21 protein-coding genes are annotated in these 25,334 nt (G+C 66.7%); 10 read left to right on the top strand and 11 right to left on the bottom strand.

Going from position 1 to position 25,334, the window contains the following annotated elements; genetic code table 11:
• The first annotated feature begins 191 nt into the window (after nucleotides 1–191).
• Both F9K20_RS05915 and F9K20_RS05910 read left to right on the top strand, forming a co-directional pair.
• The gene (locus F9K20_RS05915) at nucleotides 192–956 is read left to right on the top strand and encodes a hypothetical protein (protein ID WP_290998544.1); all 765 of its coding nucleotides are present in this window, start codon (nucleotides 192–194) and stop codon (nucleotides 954–956) included.
• A gap of 140 nt (nucleotides 957–1,096) precedes the next feature.
• On the top strand, nucleotides 1,097–2,275 hold the full coding sequence (locus tag F9K20_RS05910) for a cyclic nucleotide-gated ion channel (RefSeq protein WP_290998542.1): 1,179 nt from the start codon (nucleotides 1,097–1,099) through the stop codon (nucleotides 2,273–2,275).
• Nucleotides 2,276–2,280: 5 nt separating this feature from the next.
• On the opposite strand, the gene F9K20_RS05905 is transcribed toward F9K20_RS05910, so the two are convergent.
• Both F9K20_RS05905 and ggt read right to left on the bottom strand, forming a co-directional pair.
• On the bottom strand, nucleotides 2,281–3,282 hold the full coding sequence (locus F9K20_RS05905) for an FAD-dependent oxidoreductase (protein WP_290998540.1): 1,002 nt from the start codon (nucleotides 3,280–3,282) through the stop codon (nucleotides 2,281–2,283).
• Nucleotides 3,283–3,336: 54 nt separating this feature from the next.
• Nucleotides 3,337–5,046 carry a gamma-glutamyltransferase gene (gene ggt / locus F9K20_RS05900; protein ID WP_290998538.1) on the bottom strand — a complete coding sequence of 570 codons (1,710 nt, stop codon included), beginning with the start codon at nucleotides 5,044–5,046 and terminating at the stop codon, nucleotides 3,337–3,339.
• 131 nt (nucleotides 5,047–5,177) lie between these two features.
• Here ggt and F9K20_RS05895 point away from each other — a divergent pair, with 131 nt between their 5' ends.
• Entirely contained in the window at nucleotides 5,178–5,630 is a 453-nt protein-coding gene (locus F9K20_RS05895; RefSeq protein WP_290998535.1) for a cupin domain-containing protein, read from the top strand.
• On the opposite strand, the gene F9K20_RS05890 is transcribed toward F9K20_RS05895, so the two are convergent.
• From F9K20_RS05890 to F9K20_RS05875, 4 genes are read right to left on the bottom strand one after another with little or no spacing between them, the layout of a single operon-like run.
• The gene (locus tag F9K20_RS05890; protein ID WP_290998532.1) at nucleotides 5,624–9,316 is read right to left on the bottom strand and encodes an error-prone DNA polymerase; all 3,693 of its coding nucleotides are present in this window, start codon (nucleotides 9,314–9,316) and stop codon (nucleotides 5,624–5,626) included. The two genes, F9K20_RS05895 and F9K20_RS05890, sit on opposite strands and share 7 nt — an antisense overlap.
• Nucleotides 9,317–9,321: 5 nt before the next feature.
• A complete protein-coding gene (locus F9K20_RS05885) occupies nucleotides 9,322–9,786 on the bottom strand; it encodes a hypothetical protein (RefSeq protein ID WP_290998530.1) in 465 nt (154 codons plus the stop codon).
• A gap of 29 nt (nucleotides 9,787–9,815) precedes the next feature.
• Nucleotides 9,816–11,351: a DNA polymerase Y family protein gene (locus F9K20_RS05880; protein ID WP_290998527.1), complete on the bottom strand. Its 1,536-nt coding sequence runs from the start codon at nucleotides 11,349–11,351 to the stop codon at nucleotides 9,816–9,818.
• On the bottom strand, nucleotides 11,269–12,129 hold the full coding sequence (locus F9K20_RS05875; protein ID WP_290998524.1) for a hypothetical protein: 861 nt from the start codon (nucleotides 12,127–12,129) through the stop codon (nucleotides 11,269–11,271). Before F9K20_RS05875 ends, F9K20_RS05880 begins: the two co-directional genes overlap by 83 nt.
• A 623-nt stretch (nucleotides 12,130–12,752) precedes the next feature.
• Here F9K20_RS05875 and F9K20_RS05870 point away from each other — a divergent pair.
• A complete protein-coding gene (locus tag F9K20_RS05870; RefSeq protein ID WP_290998521.1) occupies nucleotides 12,753–13,745 on the top strand; it encodes a L,D-transpeptidase in 993 nt (330 codons plus the stop codon).
• 66 nt (nucleotides 13,746–13,811) lie between these two features.
• On the opposite strand, the gene F9K20_RS05865 is transcribed toward F9K20_RS05870, so the two are convergent.
• Complete coding sequence (locus tag F9K20_RS05865; RefSeq protein WP_290998518.1) at nucleotides 13,812–14,804, bottom strand: zinc ABC transporter substrate-binding protein; 993 nt, start codon at nucleotides 14,802–14,804, stop codon at nucleotides 13,812–13,814.
• 156 nt (nucleotides 14,805–14,960) lie between these two features.
• Here F9K20_RS05865 and F9K20_RS05860 point away from each other — a divergent pair, with 156 nt between their 5' ends.
• From F9K20_RS05860 to F9K20_RS05845, 4 genes are all read left to right on the top strand, one after another.
• A complete protein-coding gene (locus F9K20_RS05860; RefSeq protein WP_290998515.1) occupies nucleotides 14,961–15,659 on the top strand; it encodes a DUF1007 family protein in 699 nt (232 codons plus the stop codon).
• A 121-nt stretch (nucleotides 15,660–15,780) separates the two neighbouring features.
• On the top strand, nucleotides 15,781–16,833 hold the full coding sequence (locus tag F9K20_RS05855) for a twin-arginine translocation signal domain-containing protein (protein ID WP_290998512.1): 1,053 nt from the start codon (nucleotides 15,781–15,783) through the stop codon (nucleotides 16,831–16,833).
• A 117-nt stretch (nucleotides 16,834–16,950) separates the two neighbouring features.
• Entirely contained in the window at nucleotides 16,951–17,511 is a 561-nt protein-coding gene (locus tag F9K20_RS05850) for a response regulator (RefSeq protein WP_290998509.1), read from the top strand.
• Nucleotides 17,512–17,682: 171 nt separating this feature from the next.
• Nucleotides 17,683–17,991 carry a hypothetical protein gene (locus F9K20_RS05845; RefSeq protein WP_290998506.1) on the top strand — a complete coding sequence of 103 codons (309 nt, stop codon included), beginning with the start codon at nucleotides 17,683–17,685 and terminating at the stop codon, nucleotides 17,989–17,991.
• A 20-nt stretch (nucleotides 17,992–18,011) separates the two neighbouring features.
• Here F9K20_RS05845 and F9K20_RS05840 read toward each other — a convergent pair whose 3' ends face one another.
• Nucleotides 18,012–19,205: an aminotransferase class V-fold PLP-dependent enzyme gene (locus F9K20_RS05840; protein ID WP_290998503.1), complete on the bottom strand. Its 1,194-nt coding sequence runs from the start codon at nucleotides 19,203–19,205 to the stop codon at nucleotides 18,012–18,014.
• Between the two features lie 276 nt (nucleotides 19,206–19,481).
• Here F9K20_RS05840 and F9K20_RS05835 point away from each other — a divergent pair, with 276 nt between their 5' ends.
• A complete protein-coding gene (locus F9K20_RS05835) occupies nucleotides 19,482–20,819 on the top strand; it encodes an amidase (protein WP_290998499.1) in 1,338 nt (445 codons plus the stop codon).
• A 3-nt stretch (nucleotides 20,820–20,822) separates the two neighbouring features.
• Here F9K20_RS05835 and F9K20_RS05830 read toward each other — a convergent pair whose 3' ends face one another.
• Together F9K20_RS05830 and F9K20_RS05825 are read right to left on the bottom strand one after the other, a co-directional pair.
• Nucleotides 20,823–21,122: a DUF4389 domain-containing protein gene (locus F9K20_RS05830; RefSeq protein ID WP_290998496.1), complete on the bottom strand. Its 300-nt coding sequence runs from the start codon at nucleotides 21,120–21,122 to the stop codon at nucleotides 20,823–20,825.
• A gap of 117 nt (nucleotides 21,123–21,239) precedes the next feature.
• Complete coding sequence (locus F9K20_RS05825; RefSeq protein WP_290998493.1) at nucleotides 21,240–22,205, bottom strand: D-glycerate dehydrogenase; 966 nt, start codon at nucleotides 22,203–22,205, stop codon at nucleotides 21,240–21,242.
• A 201-nt stretch (nucleotides 22,206–22,406) separates the two neighbouring features.
• Here F9K20_RS05825 and F9K20_RS05820 point away from each other — a divergent pair, with 201 nt between their 5' ends.
• Nucleotides 22,407–22,778 carry a hypothetical protein gene (locus tag F9K20_RS05820; RefSeq protein ID WP_290998490.1) on the top strand — a complete coding sequence of 124 codons (372 nt, stop codon included), beginning with the start codon at nucleotides 22,407–22,409 and terminating at the stop codon, nucleotides 22,776–22,778.
• Nucleotides 22,779–22,954: 176 nt separating this feature from the next.
• On the opposite strand, the gene F9K20_RS05815 is transcribed toward F9K20_RS05820, so the two are convergent.
• The coding region (locus tag F9K20_RS05815) for a TonB-dependent receptor (RefSeq protein ID WP_290998486.1) at nucleotides 22,955–25,334 on the bottom strand (2,380 nt) is incomplete at its 5' end.

Raw genomic sequence — 25,334 nt, 5'->3', positions numbered from 1 at the left:
TCGCCGTGCATCTGCCCGCAATTCAACAGCTTCAGGCCCGAAATCTCAAGCGCGCTCGGCCGTTACTCGCGTTGACGTACTCCACGCCCAGTGCCATGAATAGCTGCATATAGGGACGAAGCGAGTTTATTAGTTGAATTTATAGCCGCCAGGCTCGCTAACGTCCCAGCACCAGGGCTCGGGGGGATAGCATGGCGTCGACTGGGCTTGAGACGGCTCCGCAGGCCGCACCTGCGGCTGGCGCTCCGACGGAAGTGCGCATCTATCCACACTCTCCCATTCTCTACTGGTGGGTCGTGTGGGCCTACGGCTTCTTCTGCGCCCTCCTCACCTACGCGCAGGGCGAGACCTTCACCATCGGCGGCGGCAAGCCGCTGCTCATTCACCCTAGCGCCTGGGTCGGCATCTCCTTCACCATGCTGTTGCTGTTCGTCGCGCTCGCCACCACCGTCAAGGCACGCGGCATCGGCTCCATTCTCCTCATCCTGCTGCTCATCGGCGCGGCCGTCGGAACGCAGTTCATCATGAGCATCGAGGGTCTGTTCAAGACACCGCCCGCAATTCTCGTGCACATGAACCTCGCCTTCTACATGATGGTCTCCGCGGCTCTGTTCGTCGTCTGGGTGGTGATCGTCTTCGGCTTCGACCGCCTGAGCTACTGGCGCTTCCGCGGCGCGCAGATCGAGCGTGTGCAGCGCTTCGCCAGCATCCTGGGGCGCGCTCCGGAAAGCTATTCGGTGATGCACGTGCGCCTGACCCGCTTCAGCGACGACATCCTCGACCACAAGATCCTCGGCCTCGGCATCGTCGGCCTCGGCACCAGCGACATCGAAGGCAAGATCGCCATCTTCGGCGGCGGCAACGAGGTGTTCCGCATCGAGAACGTGTGGCGCGCTTCGCGCTCGCTGCGGCAGATCCAGGCGATGATGGGCCCCAAGGCGACCGTCGTCACCTGACGAGCCCGCGAGACGTGTCCGCGTAACCACCATTCGAACGTCCGCTCCCAAGCCGATGCTCCTGGGCTAGACTGGCGCAACGGGCATGCACGGCGGCTTTCGAGCCGCAATGCCCGAAGCGGCCTTGAAAGAGGTGCTGGTTGAGCGACGCGGAACCCAGGCATCCGACTGCGCGCGAGCGAGCGTTCGACATCCTGGAACATGGACGTCGCCGGGATTTCGCCTCGCGGGTCCTCGACTGGATCCTAGTGCTCGTCATTCTCGCCGACGTCGCGGCAACGCTCGCGCAGACGCTTCCCGATATAGAAACCGCCTACGGAGAGAACTTGCAGCTCTTCGACAGGCTGTGCGTGCTCGTATTCGCCGTCGAGTATGCAGCGCGCCTGTGGGTGGCGCCGGAGCATCCGCTGCTGCACAAGCTCGGTGCTTGGCGGGCCCGGGCCCGCTTTGCCGCGACGCCGATGATGGTCATCGACGCGCTGGCCTTCGTGCCGCTGCTGCTCGAGCTTCTCTTCCCCGGCGTTCCGGCCCTGCGCCTGACCCGGCTGGTACGCTTCTTGAAGCTTGCCCGCTATTCGCCGGCGCTGGCGACCATCGGGCGCGTGCTCGCGGCGGAACGGCGCGCACTGCTCGCCTGCGTCATCATCTTGGGCGGCGTGATGCTGGCAGCGGCTGCCGCCATGCACGCGGTGGAAGGGGAAATGCAGCCCGAGCGGCTTGGCGATATGCCGAAAGCCATGTGGTGGTCGGCGGCCATGCTCGCCAAGATCGGTGGCGGCGAGCTCACTCCAGTGACGGCGCTCGGCCGCATGATCGCGGCGATCACTGTGATGCTTGGCATCTTCTGCTTCGCGCTGCCCGTCGCCATCATCGGGCGCGGCTTCTACGAGGAGATCCGCCGCAGGGATTTCGTCGTGACCTTCGCCATGGTCGCCCACGTGCCGCTGTTCGCCCACCTCGATGCGGCCTCGATCTCCGATCTCGTCGCCATCTTGAAGGCGCGCACGGTCCCCGCCGGTACCGTCATCATCCGCAAGGGCGAGCCGGGGGACGCTATGTATCTGATCGCCAGTGGAGAGCTCGAGGTCGACGCTCCGACGGGCAAGGTGCGGCTTGGAGAGGGCGACTTTTGCGGTGAGATGGCGCTTTTGACGCGCGAGCGCCGCACAGCAACCGTGACGGCCGTCAAGTCGACCGATCTCCTGGTGCTCGACTGCGACGATTTCCATCGCTTCATCGACCGCAACCCGGAGATCGGAGCCCAGGTTCGCGCCGTCGCGCAGGGGCGCGCAGCAGGGCTCCTCGCCCGTGCCGGCTAAGCTCATCAATTCTCTGCGCGTATCAGTTCCGACGTTGCACCACTCTCTAGGTAGTCGGCAACGGCGCGCGCGAGCACCGGCCCCAACAGAAAGCCGTGCCGGTAGGCACCGTTGACGAATATACGCTTTCCGCCCTCGCGCACGATGGCGCGTGGCATGTTGTCGGGGAAGGCAGGACGCACGCCAGCGCCGAGATCGACGATCTCCGCCTCGGCGAACGCGGGATGCACGGCATACGCACCGCCCAGCAGCTCCAACGCCGAGCGCACGCTCACGGGACCTGCATCCTCGCTCTCGATCACCGTCGCCCCGATCATGTAGAGGCCGTCCTCCCACGGCACGATATAGAGCGGCAGCCGCGGATGCAGCAGCTGCACGGGGCGCCGCAGAGCGACCTCGCGCGTGCGGATCAGCGCCCGCTCGCCGCGCACGCCGCGCAGCTCGGGTAGCGCATCGCGCGCCGCCAGCCCGCGGCAGTCGATGACCGTCTCCTCCTCACCCGGCGATGCGACCCCGAACACGATGTCGACGCCGGCCCGTTGCACTTCCGCCAGCAAGAACGCCAGCGCGGCCGGCGCCGGCATGTGCGCCTCTTCGGGAAAGAACAGCGCGGCGGTGAAGCGATCTTTGAGGTCGGGCTCCAGCACATCGATCTCGGCGGCATCGAGGAGACGATGTCCCTGCGTGCGCCGGGCAAAGCGATCGAGCTCGCCGCGGTCGCGGGCGGCGGCAACGACGAGGCTGCCATTCGTCTTCAAGGCCGGACAAAGGTTGCGCCACAGCGCCACCCCTTCACGGCCGAGCTGACGCAGCATCATGGGCGCCGTCTCGGCCTCGCGCTCGGGCGCCAGCATGACGCCGGCATAGAGGCTCGCCGCATCCGCGAACGGCTCGGCGCTGGCCTCGAGGAGGCGCACGCGATGCCCGGCGCGGGCAAGCGTCAGCGCCTGCCAGAGACCGAGGATTCCGGCGCCGAGCACCGTGATGGAGCGGGAGCTCGCGGGCATTGCTTCATTGTTGGGTTGCGGGGCGCCTACCGTTCGCATGCCGCGGCGCCGCGCTCAATCCCCTAGTGCGGCCCCTTCCCGACGCGCGTCAGCGGCGCCTTCGAGCCCACCCCCTCGCCGCATGACGATGTGGATCCCGGAATTCATCAGCGAAGGTGCGATTCGGTGCCCCAGCGGTCGCAAGGTGAGCGCCAGCGGCACCGCCGGCCAGTCGAGTTCGATCTCGAGACCGCTCCCCTGGCTGCCGAAGTTGGTGAGGTCCGCCGCCTGCTGGGCGTCCATGCGCCAGTCGAGCAACGCGATCAGCGTCTTGAGGACATAGAGGATGATGCGGCTGCCACCCGGCGAGCCGAGCACGGCTTCGACGTGCCGCCGTGCATCGAAGACGATGGTCGGCGCCATGGACGAGCGCGGGCGCTTACCCGCTCCGACGGCATTGGCGACCGGGAGCCCGGCGGCGTCGACCGGCACGAAGGAGAAGTCCGTCAGCTCGTTGTTGAGTAGGAAGCCCGCCGCCCAGTTGTGCGAGCCGAATGCGCCCTCGATGGTCGTTGTCATGGCCACGGCGTTGCCGTCGCCATCGATGATCGAAATATGGCTGGTGCCCGCCCGCTCGATGGTTGCATCGACGCCGAACGACTGGCGCTTGGGTGCAGGTGGCGCGCCGGCCTGCGGTTTGTCGACAGCGCGCTGCGGATCGATGAGCGCGCGACGTTGCGCGAGGTAGGTCTCATCGAGCAGCCCCTCTGGAATGGCGACGAAGTCGGGATCGCCGAGGAAGCGGTTGCGGTCGGCATAGGCGAGCTTCTGCGCCTCCGCGATGCGATGCACGGCGTGCGCATTGAGCGCCGCATCCGGACTGCTACCGAGGTCGAAGGTCTCGATCAGCTTCAGGGTCTGCGCCACGGTGGTGCCCCCCGAGGACGGCGCGCCCATGCCGCACACCTCGTGCCCGCGGTAGGTCACGCAAAGCGGTGCACGCTCCTTCACCTTGTAGCCCTTGAGGTCGTCGAGCGTCATGCCGCCTGGAGCGGTCGGCGCTGACGCCACTGCGTCCACGATCGCCTGCGCGATCGGGCCCTCGTAGAAGGCGGCCGAACCGCCCGCCGCGATGGCGCGCAGCGTCGCCGCAAAGGCCGGATTCTTCAGCCGGTGCCCGATTGGCAGCGCGCTTCCGCCTTCGGTGAAGAAGTAGCGCCGCGCCGCCGGCACGAAGCTGTCGGCGCCCTCGAGGCGCAAAAGGAAATGCAGGCGCGGCGAAATCTCGAAGCCCTGCTCGGCAATGCGGATCGCCGGCTCGAACAGCTTCGCCCATGGCAGCTTGCCATGCTGCTTGTGGACGTCCTCCAATAGGCGCACCAGTCCGGGCACGCCGATGCTGAGGCCCGACAGCACGGCTTCGTCGAACGGCATCGGCTTGCCGTCGACAAGAAAGCGGTCGGGACGCGCCGATGCCGGCGCCGTCTCGCGCCCGTCGTATGCCTTCAGCTCCGCCTTGGCATTATCCCAGTGGAGGATGAACGCCCCGCCGCCGATGCCGCTCGACTGCGGCTCGACGAGGTTCAAGACGAGCTGTGTGGCGATGGCGGCATCGATGGCCGAGCCGCCGGCGCGCAGCATGTCGCGGCCGGCATCGGCGGCGATGGCGTTGGCGGCGGAGACCATGTGCCGCTTGGCGGTCGCCAGCTGGTGGTTTTCGGTCCCCGTCGCAGCCTCGGGCGCACTGCGCGGATCGACGAGCTGCGTCTGGGCGGACGCGGCCATGACGATAGCCAGGGCAGGCGCGGCGAAGCGTAGGATCTGGCGAGGGAGCATGGCCACCGGCGAGGCGAGAGTTGTTCATCAACTTCCGCCATCATGCCGCCGAGCACAATGGGCGTTGGAAAGGTCATCGTATGTCGAAGGCGCGATCACTCGTCTGGCAGCTGGCGACGGTTCTCCTGGGCGCGGCGCTTATTATCGCCATCGCCGACCGCGGCATGACGCGCGAGACCGTTACCTCGCTGCTCAGCACTGGGGAGACGATCCTTACCCAGCCGATCGCCTATCCCACGCAGGCGCCTGCGAGAATCGTCTCGGCCATCGTCACCATGCTGCCCGGCGAGGAGACCGGCTGGCACCAGCACGACGTGCCGATGTTCGGCTATATCCTCGAAGGCGAGGTCAGCGTCGATTACGGCGCCAAGGGCACGCGCGTCTATCGCCAGGGCGACGCGCTGATCGAGGCGATCGATTGGCCGCACAACGGACGCAACACGGGCAAAATACCAGCACGCATCCTGGCGGTGTTCATGGGTGCCGACGGTGTGCCCAACACGGTGATGCTGCCGGGCTATATGCCTCAATGAAAATCGCGCGATTTGGGGATGATGCGCTCGTTCCTCGGGTGGCCGGCCCAGCGCGGGTGCCCGCTGTGCTGCCCCTGCGGTGCCGCGCGGGTGTCCTGATGGCGCACGTGGTCGGCGTTGGCGACCGGCGCCTTTATCGCAGCGCCCTCGGCCGACAATAGCTGCAGCCAGTCGCTGCGGTCCTCCAGCCGTGCCGCCACGACGTGGATGATGTCCTCGTGACGCTGCACGCGGCCGTGGATGACGATGAGGCGGGCGCCCATCACCTCCTTGCGGAAGCGTTCCAGCGTCTTCGCCCACACGACGGCGTTGGCAATGCCGGTCTCGTCCTCGATGGTCATGAACACGACGCCCTTGGCCGAGCCGGGGCGCTGGCGCACCAAGACGACGCCGGCGACCGCGACCCAGGCGCCGTCCTTGATGCTGCGCAGCTCATCGCAGGCGAGTACGCGGCGCGCCTTGAAGCGCTCGCGCAGAAAGCTCATGGGATGCGCTTTGAGCGATAGGCGCAGCGTCTGATAGTCGCTCACCACGTGCTCGGACAGCCGCATCTCGGGCAGTTGCACGAACGGCTCGGCGGCGGCTTCGCGCGTCTCGCTCCAGGAGAACAGCGGCAGCGGCTCGGCGGCGGCGAGCGCCTTCACCTCCCATAGCGCCTGGCGGCGGTCGAGGCCCGTCTTGGCGAAGCCAAGCTCCGCTTGGACGGAGCGGAAGGCATCCGCCGCGGCGAGCTTCTCGAGCGTGGCGAGGCGCAGCCGCCCCCGCGCCCACAGATCGTGCACGTCGCGGAACTTCCCCCTCTCCCCGCTAGCGTCACGCTGAAAGCGTGCCTTCGGCACGACGAGAGGGCCGGGGTGAGGGGCAACAACTTGCGCCGGAGCCAGCGACTGCCCCTCACCCTGACCCTCTCCCCATCGCTGAAGAAACGATGGGGAGAGGGAAGCTCCGCGCACGGCGACGAGCTTCTTGATCTCCTCCTCCTGCAGGCCGTCGATCTGACGCAGGCCGAGCCGCAGCGCCGGCCGGCCGTCGGCGCCTCCCGCCTCCAGGGTGCAGTCCCAGTCGGAGAGATTGACGTCCGCCTCGCGCACCTCGACGGCATGCTCGCGCGCATCGCGCACGATCTGCGCCGGCGCGTAAAAGCCCATCGGCTGCGAGTTCAAGAGCGCCGCCGCGAACGCCGCCGGATGGTGGCACTTGATCCACGACGACACATAGACGAGGTGCGCGAAGCTCGCCGCGTGGCTCTCGGGAAAGCCGTACTCGCCGAAGCCCTTGATCTGGTTGAAGCAGCGCTGCGCGAATGCCGCATCATAGCCGCGCGCCGTCATGCGCGAGACCATTTTCTCCTCTAAAAGCCCGATGGTGCCGCGGCGGCGGAAGGTCGCCATCGCCTTGCGCAACTCGTTCACCTCCGCGTCGGAGAACTTGGCGGCGATAAGCGCGATGCGCATCGCCTGCTCCTGGAATAGCGGCACGCCCTTGGTCTTGCCGAGGATGTTCTTTAATTCGTCCCTGGGGCCGTGCTCAGGGGATGGCGAGGGATAATGCTCCGGCTCCACACCGTCGCGGCGGCGCAGGTAGGGGTGCACCATGTCGCCCTGGATGGGCCCCGGGCGCACGATCGCCACCTCGATGACGAGATCGTAGAAGCAGCGCGGCTTGAGGCGCGGCAGCATGTTCATCTGCGCGCGGCTTTCCACCTGGAATACGCCAATGGAATCGGCCCTGCACAGCATGTCGTAGACGGCAGGATCCTCGCGCGGCACCGAGGCGAGCGTCATCGCCTTGCCCTCGTGACGCTCGATGAGGTCGAAGGCGCGGCGGATGCAGGTGAGCATGCCGAGCGCCAGGACGTCGACCTTGAGCAGGCCGAGGGCGGCGATGTCGTCCTTGTCCCACTCGATGAAGGTGCGGTCCTCCATCGCCGCGTTGCCGACGGGGACGACCTCGATAAGCGGCCCGCGCGTCAGAACGAAGCCGCCGACGTGCTGCGACAAGTGGCGCGGAAAGCCCATCAGCTCGTGCGCCAGCTCCAGCACCGTTGCCAGCAGCGGATCTTTGGGATCGAGACCGGCGGCGCGCACGTGCTTCTCGGGCAGCTCTCCGCCGCTGGTCGTGCCCCACACCATGCCGGCGAGCGCCGCGACCGTATCCTCCGACAGCCCCATCGCCTTGCCGACGTCGCGCACCGCCGAGCGCGCGCGATAGGAGATGACGGTGGCGGCGAGCCCGGCGCGATTCCGACCGTAGCGCGCGTAGATGTACTGGATCACCTCCTCGCGCCGCTCGTGCTCGAAGTCGACGTCGATGTCGGGCGGCTCACGGCGCTCGGGGGAGACGAAGCGCTCGAACAGCACGTCGATCTCGGTCGGGTTTACCGCTGTGATGGCGAGGCAGTAGCAGACGGCGGAGTTGGCGGCCGAGCCGCGCCCTTGGCAGAGGATGCCCTTCGAACGCGCGAAGCGCACGATGTCGTGCACGGTGAGGAAGTAGGGCGCGTAGTTGAGCTGATCGATCAGTTGCAGCTCGCGCGCGATGAGGGCATGCACCTTGTCGGGGATGCCGTCGGGGAAGCGCCAGCGCGCGCCTTCCCAGGAGAGCTGCTCGAGGTGTTGTTGCGGGGTCTTGCCGGACGGCGTCGGCTCGTCGGGGTATTCGTAGACGAGCTCGTCGAGCGAGAAGCGGCAGGCCTCGGCGATCTGCAGCGTGCGGGCGATGGCGTCCTCGTGGCCGCGGAACAGGCGCGTCATCTCCATCGGCCATTTGAGGTGACGTTCGGCGTTGGCCTCGAGCTCGAGGCCGGCTTCTCTGATGGTCGTCTTCTCGCGCACGCAGGAAAGGACGTCCTGCAGCGGGCGCCGGTGCGGGGCGTGATAGAGCACGTCGCCCGTGGCGACGAGCGGAGTGCCGCAACGCTCTGCCAGCGCGCCCAGCGCGGCGATGCGCGCCCGGTCGTCGCCGCGATAGGTGTAGCTCGCCGCGAGATAGAGCTGCGCTCCATCTCCCAGCACCTGCTTCACGCGCCGCAGCTCCGCTTCGAAGGTCACATCCCCTCTCCCCATGCCCTTTTGCATGGGGAGAGGGTTAGGGTGAGGGGCAACCTCTTGCTTCGGCGCCAACTTCGGCCCCTCACCCCCGCCCTCTCGTCGTGCCGAAGGCACGCTTTCAGCGTGACGCACGCGGGAAGAGGAGGAAATTTTCGTATTGCGGAAAGGAAGGATGGCGGCAGTAGAGGACACCTCTGCGGCGGCAGGCGTGAGCATGCGCCAATCCCAGTCGTCAGGGGGAAGCGCGAGGAAAATTTGACCCTCGGCGTGGCGCGCAACGTCATCGAGAAAGAGCGTGCACGCGCCCTTCTTGGCGCGCATCTGACCTAAAGACAAAAGCCGCGACAGGCGCCCATAGGCTTGCCGGTCGCGCGGCAGACACAAGAGGCTCGGCGCATCCTGCAGGTCGAGCCGCGCCCCGACGATCAGCTTCAGACCCAGCTCCTTCGCCGCGAGGTGCGCACGCACGACGCCGGCGAGCGTGTTGCGATCGGTGACGGCAAGCGCCGACAAGCCTAGCGCATGCGCCTGTGCGACGAGCTCCTCGGCGTGCGAAGCCCCGCGCAGGAACGAGAAGTTGGTCGTCACCTGCAGCTCGGCGTAACGTGTTGTCGTTTTGTTCTTAAAAGCGCTCACGGCAATCAGACCACCTTGCCGAGCGTCGCCACCGCGCCAACGGCAACGGCGAGCATGCCGCCCATGCGCACCGTGAGCTTCAGACCCATGGCGTCGATGTCCTTGCGCAACAGGCCGATCTCGTGACGCAGCTCGTCCTTGGTGGCGAAGCGCTCATTCACCTCCTTGCGGAAGGAAGCAAGCTCCTGATGAAGCTCGCCACGCAAACCGTCGATCTCGGTGCGCACCTTTGCGAACTCGCCCCGCATCTCGGAGCGGACATCGGCGATTTCGCCACGCACCCCCTGGATATCATCGCGCACATCCTGGATCTCCTCGCCGAGGCTGCGGCTGAGATCACGTAGATCTGCTTTGGTAGCGATGGTATCCATCACGAATTCCTTGAGCGCCATGGCGTGTGCCTCGGCCACTGCCGGCTTCTCGCCGGCCTCGGTCAATCGCTTGGCAAACGATAAAGTATCAAAGCTCATCGTCATACTCACTCCCCGTACTCACTTCCTTACCCGAACAGTCCGTGCAGGAACCAGCGCGGCGCCGCCTCCTCGCGCCCATAGAGCCCCTCGCGGAACACCCAGTAGCCGGCGCCGCCCTCGTCCTCGATGCGGTAGTAGTCGCGCGTGCCGCTCTGCGCGATCTCGTCCCACCATTCGGGCGCGACGCGCTGCGGGCCTTGCGCGCGCACGATGCGGTGCTCAACCCGGCGCCAGGTAAAGCGCGCCGGCGGCCCCTCCGGCACCTCGGCGACGACGCCGATCGGCTCCGGGTGCGCCAGCAGCAGCGGCGGGCGCGCCGGACCGCAAGGCAGCGGCCAAGAGTGCTCGTGCGCGCGCGCGAGCGCCGCAACATGCGCCTCGGCACGCTCGGGGATGTGGCTCGAGCGCGGCTCTAGCCGCGTGATACGCGTCGCACCGAGACGGTTGGCCAGGCGGTCGACGAGCTGCGCCGCATCGGCACGTGCCCCGCCCTTCAAGCGCGGGGCGAGCGCACCCTGCTGCCCGGACGGCTTTTCCACCTGCACCGCCGCCAGCACCATCACATCGACGCCGAAGCCGGCATCGAGCGCCGAGAGCTTCTCGCCGATGAGCACCGTCATATGCTCGGGCGCCCACGAGGGTGAGCTCAAGCCGACGCGCGCTTCGGCGATGCTGCCGTCGGCGCGGTAGAGCGACAGGCAAAGACGACGGGCGCCGAGCCCACGCGCGGCAAGATGCGCGCACAGCTCTTGCGCCAGCCGCGCTGTCTCGGCTTCGAGTCGCTCAGGCGAGATGAGCGGATCGGGCCAGCAGCGCTGCACGTAGAGGGCCGGCGGCTCGATGAGCGGTTGGCAAGGCTCGGCCCGTACGCCCAGGGCCTGATCGAGGCGCGTCAACACCGCTTCGACGCCCTTGGCCGAGCGGAAGCGGCGCTGCAATGCCGCGCGCGGCAGACGGTAGAGATCACCGATGCGGTTGAGGCCGAGGCGCTTCAAGAGCAGCACGGTGTCCGGCGCCAGCCGCAAGGCTTCGACGGGCAGCTTGGCAAGCTGCGCTTCGGCCTTTCCTTCACGCGCCAGCGCTGGTGAGGGGGCATAGCGGGCGAGCGCGTGCGCAGCACCGAGTGTATCGGCGAGGCCGGCGCGTGCCGTCAGCTGAAAGCGTGAGAGCCTGGCGATGAGATCATCGAGCAATCTCGCTTCGCCGCCGTAAAGGTGCGCAACGCCAGTGATGTCGATCCACAACCCGTCGTCGCCATCGATATTGCGATTGGGACCGTAGCGTCCGCACCAACGGGCGAGGCGCAACAGCGCGGCGCGGTCGCGGCGCCTATCGGCCGGCTGCGTCAGGAGCCCCGGCAAGGCGGCGCGCGCATCGGCGAGGGCCTGACCGATGCGCGCGCCTTTCCCCGCCGCATAGGGGTTTACGGCGGTGATGCGGATGCCATGCGTGCCCGTTTCGACGAGCGCCAGCGGCGCATCATCGGGAACCAGCGACGGCTGCGCGCGGCGCATCCGCTCGATGGGCCACAGCGGCAGCCACACGGAAACGATGCGTTTCATCCGACCATTCCAAGAGGTAAGGCAGCGGCTCACGCGTCAGCGGGCGATGCCGGCAGCGTTCCAGCGCGACCGCGTAGCGGGACGCACCGGGCGCCGCCCCGTCGAAAGGATGCGAGGCGCTCTTGCGTGCTCCGACGCGCCAGCGTGTGGCGGTAGATCCGGCGGGGGAAAGACGTGGATCGGTGACGATGAGACAGGGTGTCGAATGCTCCGCCGCGGCAAGGCTCAAGCGGCGAGCCGGCGTCAGCTCCACCTCGCCCAAGACGCCGATGACGAGCGCCAGGCTCTCAGAGCGCAGGCCTTCCTCCATCGCCCACAGCGCGTCGCCGGCACGCGCCGTCTCGGCGAACAGCCACGTCGATGGCTCGAGGCCGAGCGTGGCAAGACCATGCCCGTAGAGCGCGCCGAGTTCGCGCGCGAACACGGACGGCCAGCACCACAGGATGCGTGGAGGGCCCGCATGCGAAGTCTCGATGCTGTGCAGCCGGCGCACGGCCAGGCGCAAGGCAAAGCCGAGCGCTGCCGCCCAATTGCCGGCACCGGCGCCCGCCGCAACGCCCGATGCGTGCGGCTCGGCCTTCACCTCGTGCAGGGAGGCGGCATCTAGGCCAGCGCCAAGACGGTGGTCGAGCTCGGCGGCGCCGAGCGTCCACACACCCGCGAGAGAGCCTTGGGGCTGCACCGCAGACTCGGGCGAAGCGATGAGAGAATGGCTACGCTCCAGCGCCGTAATGCGCGTGCGCAGATCGGCGAGCACATCCGCCTGGTTGCCCGCCAAGACCCCGTCCTCCGGAACGGCGAGGAGGGACTCGCCGTTCCGGTTCGGGCAAGAGCGCCTAAGCCCAACGCTACGCAACCCGTTACGCGGACACGCACTGGGGCTTGGCTCTGGCCGCGAGATCCGCTGCAGACGGCCGGACGGTGGGGTGGGGGATGGGGCCGCCTGGTCCACGGGAACGCTCTCGCACCAACCGAGGCGACGGCAGCTCGAATGCCGTCGCGTTCTTTTTTTGTTCTAGACGCGAGAGCGATTTAGGTCAAGATCAAAAAGGGAACAAAAAGAGGAAATTATGGTTGCGCAGGCGCCACTTCGATGTGCGGTTTTTTCCACAGCACAGCTCTTGCCAAGCACCGAATCAGCATGACGCGCGACTCGCCTGCCGCACCTTCAAGCAGGCAAATGCCGCATATCCAGGCCCTTCAGCGTGCATGAAGGAAACAACGCGGGCAAAAAATCCCCAAACCGCCATCCAGGGTGCGATCCGAGGACAACTGTGTCCTGCATGCTCTGCCGCGAAAAAGTGGGACTGTTATATACGCTGCATTCACCATATCGCCTCAAGCTCCCTCCAACCGAGCTGAACCTTCCGGAGCCATTCAGCAATGCCCTCCCGCAGTCTGATGAGTTCTCTTGCCCTGGCAGCCCTCGCCGCCACCGCCCCCGTCGCTGCGCCGCAGGCGCACGCCCAGGGTTTGTTCGAATTTCTCTGGGGCGGCAGCCAGGAGTGGGGCGGCGGCAAGCAGACTGTTTCGTTCGACCCCAAATACACGCCCGGGCAGATCATCGTCAGCTTCGGCGATCGCCGGCTGTACCTCATCACCAAGGCCGGGACGGCCACCAGCTATCCCATTGCCGTGCCGCGCGAGCAGAGCCGCTGGCAGGGCACGACCAGCGTCACCGACAAGCGCGTGAACCCATCGTGGCGCCCGACCCCCGAGATGCTGCGCGAAAACCCGAAGCTGCCGCTGTGGGTCCCGGGCGGACATCGCATGAACCCGCTCGGCGTGCGCGCCATGTACCTCGGCTCCAGCACCTATCGCATTCACGGCACCGACGCGCCGTGGACCATCGGCCAGGCGGTATCGAAGGGCTGCATCCGCATGCTCAACGAGGACGTGCTCGACCTTTATCCGCGCGTGCCCGTCGGCACCAAGGTCACCGTGACCTGGCAACGCTTCAACAGTCAGGCGGTCGCTTCCGGCGACGAGCCGGCGCCCTTCAATCCGATGGCCTCGGCACCCGCCTACAAGAGCCCACCGCGCAGCATCCGCCCGCGCACGCCGTCGGCTGCCGTCGAGACGGTAGCGGCAACGAACGACATGGGTGCGCCTGCCGTCGACCCCAACGCCGACGACGCGACGCTCGCCGCCGCGGCTGAGAAGCCGCTCGAGCGCAAGGTCCCCAAGAAGACCGAAGCGCACAAGAAGCATGAGACCGCCGCTGCCGCCCCGCACGACGACGCGGCGGCCATCGCCGAAAGGGCGGCGGCAGCCGCCGCCAAGGCTGCTGAGGCTGCCCGCGCCGCTGCCGAGGCTGCCAAGAAGGCCGCCGAGGATGCCAAAAAGGCTACGTCCGTCCATTCGGACGAGCCGGGCAAGAGCGCTTCGCTCTAAGCCAGGCCGGGCGCGATATTTCAACGCTGAAGGGCAGCGTTCGCGCTGCCCTTTCGCTTTTCGGCCTCACGATGCCGGGGCGAGGCACGACTTCAGACTAGCAGCGAGATTGCGCATCAGCACGAAGTAGAGCTGCGGACCCGGCTCCAGGCCCGTGCCCTCCGGATCAAGCGTGCCCGCACGGGCATCGGTATCCTCGATGACGGCGGCGACGAGGCGCGGCTGAAACAGCGGCTCGGCGAAGACGCACACAGCTTCGAGCGAGCGGATCTTCTGGCGCAGCTCGGTCAAGCGCTTGGCGCTCGGCTGCACGTCGGGGCTAACCGTAATCGAGCCGACGGCATCGAGGTCGAAGCGAGCATCGAAATACCGATAGGCGTCATGAAAGACGACGAACGGCTTGTTGCGCAGCGGCCCGGTCGTCGCCTCGAGCTCGCTCGTCAGCGCACCGATTTCAGCGCTCAGCCGCTCGGCATTGGTCCGGAACTGCGCGGCGTGCTGCGGATAACGCGCGCCAAGTACGCCGGCGACATAGTTGCCAATGACCTTGGCGTTGTCGGGATCGAGCCAGATATGACTGTCATCGACGGCATCGTCCTTGTCCGCGTGGTCCGCCGCGGCATGGTCGTGGCGGTGAGCCTCGAAGGTTCCGTTTTTGCGCTGGCTCAGGAGATGAAGGCCAGGAATGTCGACGAGCGTCACGAGCTCAACGCCTGCGGGCAGCGAGCGGACGATCTTGGCAGTGAACGGCTCCAGACGCTCCGACACGCGGATGAATACGGCAGCAGCATTGATTGCACGCACCTGCGACGGCTTGAGCGAAAAGCTGTGCGGCGAGGCGGCGCCCTCGACCAGCAACGTCGGGGCTCCGACGCCTTCCATGACGCGCGCGACGAGGGAATGAATGGGCTTGATGGTGACGACGACATCCGCAACCTCGGCGTGCGCCGTCACCGGAGTAATGGCCAGGCCAAGCAGGCGCATAAGGCCAACCGCCCGCATGGCGCCGGCACAAGCATCGCGCAAAGTCTGTCCCAGCGTCCAAAGGCCGCCCGCCATGCTATAGATCCATTCGATTGCTGGATGTGATAATATCCGGCTACGCTAGTGCAGCCTCGCCAACCACGCAACCGCCACGTTCCTGCTCCATCCACTTTTCGCAGTCACCGGTTCGGGCTCACTGTGATTACTGCATCGACCTAGGAGAGAAGCGACTTGCGTCCCGCGAAATTCATCCTAGCTGTGGCGGCCATCGCTGCCGGGCTGAGCCTTTCCGCCTCGAGCGCCGGCGCCCACCCGCACGTGTGGGTGACGATGAAGGAGACGGTGCTCTACGACAACGGCACCATCACGGGGCTACAGCAGGCGTGGACATTCGACGAGATCTATACGCAGACAGCCATCGAGGGCCTCGACAAGAACGGCGACGGCAAATACGACCGCGAGGAGCTGAAAGAGCTGGCGCAGGTCAATATCGACGGGCTCAAGGAGTTCGAGTACTTCACCTTCGCCAAGCTCGGCGACAAGACGCTGAAGTTCAAGCCACCGGTCGACTACTGGCTCGACTACAGCGACAAGGGCATTCTCACGCTGCACTTCACGCTGCCGCTCGAGGCGCCCGTCCCTGCTGACGCCCCGGGCTTCAATTTCGCGGTCTTCGACTCGAGCTACTTCATCGCCTTTGATTTCGCCGAGGCGGATGCCATCAAGCTCGGCGCCAACGCGCCGGCCAGCTGCAAGCCGGCGATCCACGAGCCGCCCGACGACAGCGACACGCAGGCGCTTAACGATGCCTTCTCCAGCGCACTCGGACAGGACGCGCAGCAGCCAGGCGCATCGGGCACCATGAGCAGCGCCGGAACGGTCAGCCTCGGCTCCAGCAAGACCGTCGCCATCGAGTGCGCAAAGTCTTGAACCTGCTGGTGCTCAACCGTCTGTAACGCGCGCTTAGCGCGGCCAGAGGGCTGCCCCCGTTGTCAATTCGGCACTGATCGGCTTTGATGCGCGCGACGCTTGGCGAGAGGGGACGGGCTCGATGGACCGGCGCGATTTCCTGAAGTCGACGGGCGCGGCCGCAGCCGCGGCCACCGCTGCGACAGCCACGGCCACGAATTCGCTCGCGGCCCCCGCCGCTATCAAAGGTTTGCGGGAATTGCACCTCGCCATGCCGTGGCAGGAGGGCTGCGCCGGTCCTGCCGACTGGGCGCGACGCCTCGGGCAGAACATCGCCGCGATGAGCGACGGGCGCTACCGCATCGTCTTGGAATTTGGAGTTGCCGACGGTCTCGCCGGCGTGCGCGAAGGAGCCGCCGATCTCTATTTCGGCGGCGCCCATAACCTCGCGCAGGCGCCGCGCGGCCTCGCGTACTTCGCAGGGCTGCCGGGCGATCGTGGAGTCAGCCCGCAGCACCTACAGACCTGGATTTCGGTCGGCGGCGGTCAGGCGCTGTGGGACGATCTTGGCGGCGATATCGGGATAAAGCCCCTGCTCGCCGCGCACACCGGCGCGCACAGCTACCTGCTGGCTGCCGAGCGCATCGAGACGATGAGCGCCCTCGCCGGACGCAAGGCCCAGGTGCATGGCCTTGCGCGCGACGTCGCCCGCGGCCTGGGCCTCGATCCGGTGTCATTGCCGCCGGGGCAGCTTGCCGACGCGATGCAGCGCGGCGAGGTGCTCGCGGCCGAATGCGGCGGCGCCATTGTCAGCTATGCGCTAGGCCTGCCGAGCGTCGCACCGTATTCGGCCGGGGCCAGCATCAATCGGCATGGCACGGCGCTGTTCCTCGGCATCCGCCGCTCGCTGTGGAACAGCCTTGGCGTCGACGAGCAGGCCATGTTCACTGCCGCTGCAGCCGGCGAGTTCCAGCTGTCGCTGGCCGAGGAGGACGCCCACCGCCTACTCCTGCACCCCGAGGCGCCTGCCGAGCGGACTTGGCCGCTCGCCGGCGAGCTGGCGCATGCCATCCGGCGCGTCGCCGATGCGGTGGTCGCACATACTGCCGGCTCTGACCCGCAAACACGCCGCATCAGCGACAGCTTCGCGGCGTTTCGGCGTGCGGCGGTCGGCGGTGACGCTGCGCTCGCGTAAGAGAAGCTGCGCCGAAACACGACCCTGCCCGTAGCCGCACTGCCTCTGGCGGCGGCGGCCCCAACTGCTACCATTTGGCAGTTGGCGGACGGCGCACCACCTGTCTACGCTGGGTTGATGATTCCACATAGGTACACGCAAAGCGCGCAAAACGCCGCACCGACTGGTCTCGAGCCTCAATCCGCGCGGCAACCTCAGGATGAGCCAGCCGGCCGGACGACTGGCTGCGGGCATCTGACCAAGCGCAGCAATCTCGCCACGTCGCGCGCCCGGCAGGAGCTGCCGAGCGAAGTTCTGATCATCGACGATAGGGCCGTCGATGCCGAACGCCTCACCGCTACGCTGCATGTTCTATTCGGCTATCAGGTGCCGATACGGTGGGCATGCTCGCTGGCGGATGCGCTCGACAACCTTTGCCAAAAGATGCCGGCACTCGCCTTTCTTGGTGATATGCGCAATCCACCGGCGGAAGCGTTGCTGACCATTCCCAAGCTGCGTCACGCCGGATTCGACGGATCGATCATCGTCGTCAGCGGCACCGTGACGCCGGCACATCGCACGCGCCTGATCGCTGCCGGTGCCAGCGACGTCATCCACAAGGATGAGGTCGACAGCGTGCGCGTTGCCGAGGCGCTCGATCGCGCCCGCGTCGCGAACCGGGCGAAGCGAGAAAGTTGAGCCGGCACAGCCACCTGCCGGCCAGCCGCCGGCGCAACAATCCGATATATGCGACTTGATATGCGACTTGTTCGTGTGGTCCGCTGTCGCATGTGCGCCATCGGTCAACATTCTGCTGCCTCGATGTGTGTGATGGTGGCCATGGGTCACTCACTCGAGGGGTAGTCAAATATGCGCAGATCACGCGTTCTGGTCGCGTGTGCGGCGTTGGCGGCAAGCTCGGCCGCATTCGCGGAAGAGCTGAAGCTTCCACCGGAAGTCACACCTGCCTTGCGCGCCGCGTGCGAGAGCGACGTGCGCCGCCTGGGGTGCATCGGCCCGTCGCCGACCTATGCCAAGGTCAAGAGCTGCGTGGTCGCCAAGTACATGAAGCTCGGCCAGAAATGTAAGGTCGAGCTGGCCGCGGCCGGCTATTCCGGTCCGTCGATCGTGCCGAGGACCGGCATCAAGGCCACCGCCATCCGCGCTGCCGCGCAGTAGGCGAGCTCAAGGGCTCGCGATCAGGCCGCCTTGGCGGTCGCGGGCCGCACCGTCTCGGCAAGATACGCCATGGCCGAGGCGACGCCGCCCTTCTGATGCGGCACGTCGGCAAGCTCCAGCCCCATTTCCACGCCGGCGAGCGCGCCGAGTATGGTCAGCTCGTTGGTATGGCCGAGGTGGCCGATGCGGAATGCCTTGCCGGCCAGCTTGTTGAGGCCGGTGCCGAGCGACATGTTGAAGTTCTCAAGCACCAGCTTGCGGAAGGCATCGGCGTTGTGGCCATCGGGCATGGCGACGGCCGTGACGGCCGGCGAATGCGCTCTGGGATCGCGGCACCACGTCTCGAGCCCCCAGCCGCGCACCGCCCTGCGCGTGGCCTCGGCCAGGCGCTCATGGCGCGCAAAGACGTTGTCGAGGCCCTCCTCGTGCAGCATGGCGATCGCCTCGGCGAGCCCGTAAAGCTGGCCGATGGCCGGCGTATAGGGAAACGTGCCGGCGGCGTTGATGGCGAGCATATCGTCCCAATTCCAGTAGGAGCGCGGCAGCTTCGCCTGTTTCGAGGCGGCGAGCGCCTTCTGGCTGACGGCGGTGAACGACAGCCCCGGCGGCAGCATCAGACCCTTTTGCGAGCCGGATACGGCGACGTCGACGCCCCACTCGTCGTGGCGGAAATCCATGGCCGCCAGCGAGGAGACCGCATCGACCATCAGCAGCGCCGGATGACGGGCGCCGTCCATCGCCTTGCGGATGTCATCGATCCACGTCCGAGCGCCGGTCGAGGTCTCGTTGTGCACGACGCACACGGCCTTGATGTCGTGCGCCTTGTCCTTTTTCAGGCGCGCCTCGAGCGCATCGGCATCGCCACCGCTGTGCCAATCGGTATGCAGCACCTCGGGCTTCAAGCCCAGTCGCTCCGCCATGTTGCGCCACAGGACAGCGAACTGACCGGTCTCGATGACGAGAACATGGTCGCCCGGCGACAGCGTGTTGACGAAGCCCGCCTCCCAGGCACCGGTACCGGAGGAAGGGTAAATGATCACCGGGTTCGACGTCTTGAAGATCGACTTGATGTCGGCGAGGAGCTTGAGGCCGAACTCGCCGAACGCCGGGCCGCGATGGTCGAGCATCTGCCGCGACATGGCATTGAGAATCCGCTCCGGCACCGGCGTCGGTCCAGGAATCTGCAGGAAATGGCGGCCGGTCTGATTGGCCATTGGCGTTCCCCTCGGCAATGCTCTTCGCATCTCGCAGCAATCCCTATGGCGCCCCGGTCGAAACCGAGCATGAGGCACCCCAGGGGGTATTCTTTTGTCGGCGAAGGGAGCAGCTATAGGTAGGAAGACGAAGGTCCGTCAAGCCATCTGCGCTGAGATTGAGCAGGAGGCTCGGGCCCGTTAAGGGATGAGGAAACCAAGTGTTTGCAGCCTTGTGGCGGCTGCGCTGATGCCACCCTCGAGACACAGCCTGCCCGCCGGAGCTTCGCCGAAAGTATGAGTCGACCCCGCATAGCAGACCCCACCGCGCTCACGGCGACCACCGCGGCCGAAGCCATCCGCGACGGTGTGCTTTCTTCGGAGGAGCTCGTCCGCGCCTGCCTGGCGCGCATCGGCGCGCGGGAGGACGAGGTGCAGGCCTGGGAGCACCTCGATCCCGACCTGGCGCTGGCGCAGGCGCGCGAGGCGGACGCCGCGCTGCGCGCGCGCCCCGCCGCGGGTGCATTGCACGGCGTGCCGATCGGCATCAAGGACATCATCGATACCTGCGATCTGCCGACTGAGAATGGCTCACCCGTCTTCGCCGGGCGCCGGCCCGAGCGCGACGCCACCTGCGTCGCCGCCCTACGCAGTGCCGGTGCGGTGATCATGGGGAAGACGGTGACGACGGAGCTGGCCCTGCTGACGCCGGCGCGCACGCATAATCCCCACAACCTCGCCCACACGCCCGGCGGATCGTCGGCCGGATCGGCGGCGGCCGTCGCCGACGGCATGGTGCCCGCGGCACTCGGCAGTCAGACCGCCGGCTCCATCATCCGCCCCGCCTCGTTCTGCGGCGTCTACGGTTTCAAGCCGACGCTCGGCCTCGTCCCGCGCGGCGGCGTCCTGATGCAGTCGCATACCCTCGACACCGTCGGCGTCTACGGGCGCTCGGTGGAGGATCTCGCCCTCCTCACCGACTGCATGACTGCCTTCGATCCCGACGACGCGACGAGCATCCGTCGTGGACGGCCGGGGCTGCTCGGCACGGCGCGGGCGCGTCCACCGATCCCGCCGCGTCTGGCGTTTGTCAAACCGCCGCCCTGGGTGGATACCGACCCTGAGATGCAAACCGCATTTGCCGCGCTTGCCGCGCGGCTCGGCGAGCGCGTCGTCGAGTTCGACATCCCGCTGCTCGCCGACGTCATCGAGTGGCAGCGGATCGTGCAGCTGGCCGAGAACGCGCACTACTACGGCCCGCTGATGGATGAAGCGCCGCAGCTGATCTCGCCCGGCTTGACGCAGCGCCTCGAAGCGGGTCGTGACATCGACGCGCAGCTGTACCTGCGGGCCATCACCGGCCGCGAGCCTGCCTACCGCGCCATCACGGCGACGCTGAAGACGTTCAGCGCCATTCTCACCCCCGCCGCGCTAGGGCCGGCGCCGGAGGGTCTCGGCACGACAGGTAGTCCGATCATGAACGGCCTGTGGACCTACCTCGGCATGCCGGCCGTGTCGCTGCCGCTACTGCAAGCCAAAGGCCTGCCGGTCGGTGTGCAGCTCGTCGGCCCGCGGCACGACGATGCGCGCCTGCTGCGCACCGCGCGCTGGCTTGTGACCGAGGTCGCCGACTGATGCTTACTGCGCCGACGGCCAGGGTGCCCACGGGAACGGCTTCACGTCGCTGGCGCAGGAGACATAGCGTCCCGTCTCGGCAAGCCACAGAGACAAGGACTGGCCGAACCGCGCAAGAAAGGCATTCGGCTCCCCGGCAAAGATGAGCCACAAGAACTGCACGATCGCCAAGAGCCACAGCAGGCCCTGGCCGACGCCGAAGGCCAGCAGCAGTAGAAGCATGAACAGTCCGCGCATCCACACGGCGGTATCACCGAAGGTGGACTTGCGCTGCTCGGTCGTGGCTTGCTCGGTAGGTTCCATTGGCAGTGCTCCTCATTGCGCCGCCCCGCTTCCCCAAGCGGAGCCTGGCGCCGCCTCACACCATCCCCCGAGCTTCCCCCTCTCGTCTTACCTTTTTGCTTCTGCCGACCCCGCAGCTTACGCGAGCTTGAACGGCATCTCCTTGCCGGCGAAGAAGGCGTCGATGTTGTCGAGCGCCTCATAGCCCATCTGGTTGCGCGCTTCGATCGCCGCGCTCCCAAGGTGCGGGAAGAGGAACGTGTTGGGCAGATCGTAATAGCCCTCGTTGATCTTTGGCTCGCCGGCGAACACGTCGAGACCGGCATAGCCGAGACGCCCCGACTTCAGGCCAGCGATCATGTCCTCGTCCTTGACCAGATCGCCACGCGCCGTGTTCACCACGATGGCCCCGTGGGGGAGCTTCTCGATCACGTCCTTGTTGAAGAAGTAGCGCGTCTCCGGTGTAGAGGGCGCGTTGATGGAGAAGAACTGCGAAATCTTGAGCAGGCTATCGAGGCTGTCGTGGTAGGTGGCGTTGTACTTCGCCTCGACCTCGGGCTTGGCCCGGTAGATATCGTAGTAATGGATTTCCATGTCGAAGCCGCGGGCGCGCTGCGCCAACGCCTGGCCGATCTTGCCGAAGCCGTAGATGCCGAGCTTCTTGCCGTCGAGCCGCTGACCGACGAGCTGCAGCGGCTGCCAGCCGGGCCAGGAGCGGGTGCGAATCATGCGCTCGCCTTCGGAGGCGCGGCGCGCCGAGCCGAGCAGCAAGAGCATGGCGATCTCGGCGGTGGCGACGGTGACGCCGTGCGGCGCGTTGCCCACCTTGATGCCACGCGCCTTGCAGGCCTCGAGATCGATGTGGTCGAAGCCGATGGAGAAGGTCGAGATGCACTTGATGTTCTCGGGGATCTTCTCAATGACCGCCTTCGGACACTTCTCGTTGAGTGTCAGCAGGATGGCGTCGACCGACTTGGCAGTCTCCAGCATCTCGTCGACGGTGATCTTGGGGTTGTCCCCGTGCGCGATCACGTCGTAGGTGGCCCGGGCGCGAGCCATGACGGCCTCCGGCAGTGGCCAGGTGATGAGTATTTTCTTCTTCATAGGTCGGTCCTTCCCCCCGGGTATGCGAACTTGCGGCGAACTGGCCGCGATCCATGCCGCAATGACGGCGCCCTGACAAGCGCGGCGATACGCTCGGCAACTCTTTATTCACCAACCCCGGGGAAACTCGGACCTACCCTGCTTGGTGCGCCGCGGCATGCCACCGGTGGGTCGTCTTATCCTCGGTGGAGCGCGTCCGCCATGCTGAGAGCCCTCGTTATCACGCTCGCCGTGCTGGCGGGCGCGAAGATCTGGGCCCAGGAGCGCCTCTACCGCGACGGCGCCCAGGAGGCGCTGATCCGCGCCTACCGCGAGCGCGCCATCGCCGCCTGCCAGAGCGCGCAGGCCTTGACGCCGACCGGCGGCGCATCTCCGCTATGGACGCGGCCCGCTTCCGTCGATCTCGCCATCGGACGCTCCAACGTCGACGTGCAGATCTGGCAGCTCAGCAGCGAGCGCTGGCCGGCCCGCTTCAGGCACCCGCACGTCGTGCTGACGCTTGGTGGCGGGGCACCCTCTCCGGTTTGCGAGTTCGATGTGATCGAGGAGCGCGCCTACGTCACGCAGATGTAGGCCGCAAGGCACGTCTGATAGCTGGGTCTGCCATCCCGGGCGAGCGGAGGCGCAAGCTGCAGCGAGACCCGGGAGCCAGCGAATGCTCCCATCGTTAGAGTCTTCGACGACCCTTACGCTGGGTCCCGGAAAGCCGCTCACTATGTTCACGGCTTCCGGGATGACAGATGTGAACGCTAGTAGTGGATCTTCATGCCGGCGTAGGCCGTGAGCGGTGGCGCCGGCGTGATGGTGCGCGCGTTGGTGAAGAAGTCCGGGCCGGTTGCCGGATTGGCCTCGGAGGCCTCGTTGGCCGCCTCGAGATTGAAGAAGTTGCCGAACAGGCCGTACTCCGAGTTGAACAGGTTATAGACGAGGCCATAGAGCTGCACGTTCTCGGTCACGTCGTAGAAGGTGTGCAGGTCGACCTTGGCGTAGCCGGCCAGCGGGGCGTTGTCGTTGCCTTCATCGCCGAAGAAGATCTGGCTCGAGGCGGCGACGAGGTCGGCGCCGAATCTCCACTGCGGCGTGATCAGGTAGTCGAAGCCGGCCTTGAAGCGGTTGAGCGGCACGCCGGGAATGGTGTCGCCGCTGTTGACCTGCACGCACAGCGGCTCATCGGGATCGACGGGTGTGCCCGGTCCGTCCTCGCAGTTGAAGGCTGCCGGAGAAGGATTGTTGGGCGAGGCGATGACGAAGCTCGACTGGAATGTCGCGTCGACGAGCGCGTAGTTGGCATACAGCAACCAGCGCGGGTCGGTGTAGCGGGCGCCGATTTCGATGCCCTGCCGCAGCGTGTCGCCCACGTTATCGAAGTAGCCGCGGCCCGAGATCTGGTCGGCGATGGTGATGATGTCGTCGCTGTTGAGGGCGTGGAACAGGCCGGCGCTCCATTCGAGGCGCTGATTGCTGTTGCCGATCATCTTGCCACGCAAACCGAGCTCCCAGGTGTGCGACACGACCTGATCGAGCGGCGGGTCGGCGGTCAGGAAGCTTTCGAGGAGACAGGGGAAGTTCGGGTCGGCACAGGCGAGTTCGGCCGGCGTCGGGGCGCGGTTGGCCTCCGCATAGCTGGCATAGAGCGTCAGCCCCGGGTGAATGAGGTAGGTGCTGCCCACCATCGGATTGAAGCGCTGGAACGTGTTGTCGCCGTTGAGCTGTGGCGCCGTGCCCGTCTCGTCGATGATCTGCACGCGAGCGAAGTTGTAGCGGCCGCCGACGGTCAGCGTGAGGTCGGTGGTGAGGTCGAGCGTGTTGGAGAAGTAGATGCCGTAGTAGTCGTTGATCGTCGTCAGGTCGCGCGGCGAGACCTCATCGGGTCCGAGCAGCTCGATGCCGAGGCTGGTGACGACGAACTTCGGCGCAAAGCCGCCCAGCGTCGAGGAGGCGCCATAACCGACGTTGCCGTGGTCGTAGCTGGCGCCGATGAGGAACTGGTTGCCGAGATTGAACAGCGGCGCCTTGCTCACGGCCTGCCCGGCGATGCCCCAACTGTTGGCGAGCTGCGAGGTGTTGTCGAGCGAGCCGATCGGGTCGGTGATGTCCTCGGGGATGGTGCCGTTCGGATTGACGCCGGGGCCGGAGCCGATGAGCAGCTCGTCGTCCTCACCTTCGAGACAGAGCACGCCCGGAATGCCAGTGCACTCCTCTGCTTCCGAGATGTTGCCGTCGACGTGCGACTGCTTGAACCAGCGGTAGTAGCCGACACCCTGCAGCGACCAGGTCGGCGATACGTCGATATTGCCGTTGAGCGAGGTCATCGCCACCTGGTTCTTGGTCGTCTGCGGCGAGGTGAACGTGTTGCTCCAGTCGAGCGCCAGCAGCTGCACGGGCGCCGCCGCGGTCACGCCGACGAAGTTTGCCGCGCCGGTGAAGTTCAGGTGGAACTCCGAGCCGTCGCCCTTGGCGCCCAGGTCCGTGTACATGCGGCGAATGCGCGAAGCCGAGAAGTCGCGATAGCCGTTGTCGTGGATGCCTTCCAGCGCCAGAAAGCCGCCCCACGAGCCGCTGTTGTGGCCGACCGTCAGTGCGCCCTGGTAGCGGCCGAACGAGCCGCCGCGCACGTCGAGCTCGGCGCCCTCGTAGCTGAAGCCGTCGCGCATGAAGATGGTCACCGCGCCGCCGATGGCGTTGAGACCGAACACCGGGTTGGCGCCGATGATGGTCATGCCGTCGATGGCGTTGTCGGGCAGGAAGTCGTAGTTGACGATGTCGCCGAAGGACTCGTTGATGCGCACGCCGTTCTGATAGACTGCAAGGCCCTGCGGCACGCCGTTGACGGGCGAGGATTCAAAGCCGCGGTACTGCAAGTTGCGCTGGAACACGTTGCCCTGCGCGTCCTCGATGATGACGCCCGGAACCGTCTGCTGCAAAACTTCCGGCGCGTAGGTGTAGCCGGTGCGATTGATGTCCTCGGCATTGCCGCGACCGACGGCACCGGGGAATTTGCCGATCGAAACGGCGCTGCCCTCGACCGGCGACATCTGCACCGTGCCGCTGTCGATGCCGCCTTCACCGGGCTGGTAGGTCGCAGGCGTATCGAGCGGCGGCGGCTCGGCCGGTGGCGGGGTTGGGGTG

The organism is Hyphomicrobium sp. (assembly GCF_009026145.1).
Classification (GTDB): Bacteria; Pseudomonadota; Alphaproteobacteria; order Rhizobiales; family Hyphomicrobiaceae; genus Hyphomicrobium_A.
Note: the sequence above shows the minus strand (reverse complement) of the source record. Positions and strands in the feature narration are given on the sequence as shown.

Bases quoted from the DNA above. Each gene is read 5' to 3' on its own strand.
- F9K20_RS05870 (WP_290998521.1), top strand. From the start codon at position 12,753: ATGAGTTCTCTTGCCCTGGCAGCCCTCGCCGCCACCGCCCCCGTCGCT.
- ggt (WP_290998538.1), bottom strand. From the start codon at position 5,046: ATGGCCGCGTCCGCCCAGACGCAGCTCGTCGATCCGCGCAGTGCGCCC.
- F9K20_RS05850 (WP_290998509.1), top strand. From the start codon at position 16,951: ATGATTCCACATAGGTACACGCAAAGCGCGCAAAACGCCGCACCGACT.
- F9K20_RS05905 (WP_290998540.1), bottom strand. From the start codon at position 3,282: ATGCCCGCGAGCTCCCGCTCCATCACGGTGCTCGGCGCCGGAATCCTC.
- F9K20_RS05880 (WP_290998527.1), bottom strand. From the start codon at position 11,351: ATGAAACGCATCGTTTCCGTGTGGCTGCCGCTGTGGCCCATCGAGCGG.
- F9K20_RS05825 (WP_290998493.1), bottom strand. From the start codon at position 22,205: ATGAAGAAGAAAATACTCATCACCTGGCCACTGCCGGAGGCCGTCATG.
- F9K20_RS05855 (WP_290998512.1), top strand. From the start codon at position 15,781: ATGGACCGGCGCGATTTCCTGAAGTCGACGGGCGCGGCCGCAGCCGCG.
- F9K20_RS05820 (WP_290998490.1), top strand. From the start codon at position 22,407: ATGCTGAGAGCCCTCGTTATCACGCTCGCCGTGCTGGCGGGCGCGAAG.
- F9K20_RS05865 (WP_290998518.1), bottom strand. From the start codon at position 14,804: ATGGCGGGCGGCCTTTGGACGCTGGGACAGACTTTGCGCGATGCTTGT.
- F9K20_RS05835 (WP_290998499.1), top strand. From the start codon at position 19,482: ATGAGTCGACCCCGCATAGCAGACCCCACCGCGCTCACGGCGACCACC.
- F9K20_RS05840 (WP_290998503.1), bottom strand. From the start codon at position 19,205: ATGGCCAATCAGACCGGCCGCCATTTCCTGCAGATTCCTGGACCGACG.
- F9K20_RS05885 (WP_290998530.1), bottom strand. From the start codon at position 9,786: ATGAGCTTTGATACTTTATCGTTTGCCAAGCGATTGACCGAGGCCGGC.
- F9K20_RS05895 (WP_290998535.1), top strand. From the start codon at position 5,178: ATGTCGAAGGCGCGATCACTCGTCTGGCAGCTGGCGACGGTTCTCCTG.
- F9K20_RS05830 (WP_290998496.1), bottom strand. From the start codon at position 21,122: ATGGAACCTACCGAGCAAGCCACGACCGAGCAGCGCAAGTCCACCTTC.
- F9K20_RS05915 (WP_290998544.1), top strand. From the start codon at position 192: ATGGCGTCGACTGGGCTTGAGACGGCTCCGCAGGCCGCACCTGCGGCT.
- F9K20_RS05845 (WP_290998506.1), top strand. From the start codon at position 17,683: ATGCGCAGATCACGCGTTCTGGTCGCGTGTGCGGCGTTGGCGGCAAGC.